Origin of the sequence: Sphingobacterium bovisgrunnientis (assembly GCF_009829085.1) — a bacterium.
Lineage (GTDB): Bacteria > Bacteroidota > Bacteroidia > Sphingobacteriales > Sphingobacteriaceae > Sphingobacterium > Sphingobacterium bovisgrunnientis.
In genome coordinates, this window is the sequence record NZ_WUQY01000088.1 from 1 (window position 1) to 926 (window position 926).

Here is a 926-nt window from a genome sequence, read left to right on the forward strand (position 1 = left end):
GATACAACCTTGAAATACCGCCCTTTCTGTATTCGGTTTCTAACTCCGCTATGCGGAGGACATTGTTTGGTGGGTAGTTTGACTGGGGTGGTCGCCTCCAAAAAGGTAACGGAGGCTTTCAAAGGTAAGCTCAGTACGCTTGGTAACCGTACGAGGAGTGCAATGGCATAAGCTTGCTTGACTGTGAGGCCTACAAGCCGAGCAGGGTCGAAAGACGGACATAGTGATCCGGTGGTTCTGTATGGAAGGGCCATCGCTCAAAGGATAAAAGGTACGCTGGGGATAACAGGCTGATCTCCCCCAAGAGCTCATATCGACGGGGAGGTTTGGCACCTCGATGTCGGCTCGTCACATCCTGGGGCTGGAGAAGGTCCCAAGGGTTGGGCTGTTCGCCCATTAAAGTGGCACGCGAGCTGGGTTCAGAACGTCGCGAGACAGTTCGGTCCCTATCTGTTGTGGGCGTTGGAAGTTTGAGTGGATCTGTCCTTAGTACGAGAGGACCGGGATGGACTGACCGCTGGTGAACCAGTTATGCCGCCAGGTGTACGGCTGGGTAGCTACGTCGGGAATAGATAAGCGCTGAAAGCATCTAAGTGCGAAACTAGCCACGAGATGAGACTTCCTTATAGGGTCGTAGTAGATGACTACGTTGATAGGCTACAGGTGTAAAGGTTGAGAGACCAAAGCTGAGTAGTACTAATAGCCCGAAGCTTTCCAAGCGGATAGTAACTGTTGTCTTCTTCTTAAGTTCTATTTTTTCTTTCAATAGTATGTCAATTTAGTCTCAAAGAGACATTAAAGATCTTTGGGTGCCTATATCGGCGGTGTTCACCTCTTCCCATTCCGAACAGAGAAGTTAAGCCCGCCCGAGCCGATGGTATTGCCGTAACAGGTGGGAGAGTAGGTCGGTGCCTTTTTTTATACAA

At 50.2% G+C, this 926-nt stretch carries 2 rRNA genes; both read left to right on the forward strand.

Annotated features, from left to right (window positions below):
• A 23S ribosomal RNA gene (locus GOQ16_RS17200) occupies positions 1 to 720 on the forward strand; the annotation flags it as partial.
• Positions 721 to 805: 85 nt separating this feature from the next.
• Positions 806 to 917, forward strand: a 5S ribosomal RNA gene (gene rrf / locus GOQ16_RS17205).
• Positions 918 to 926 lie beyond the last annotated feature (9 nt).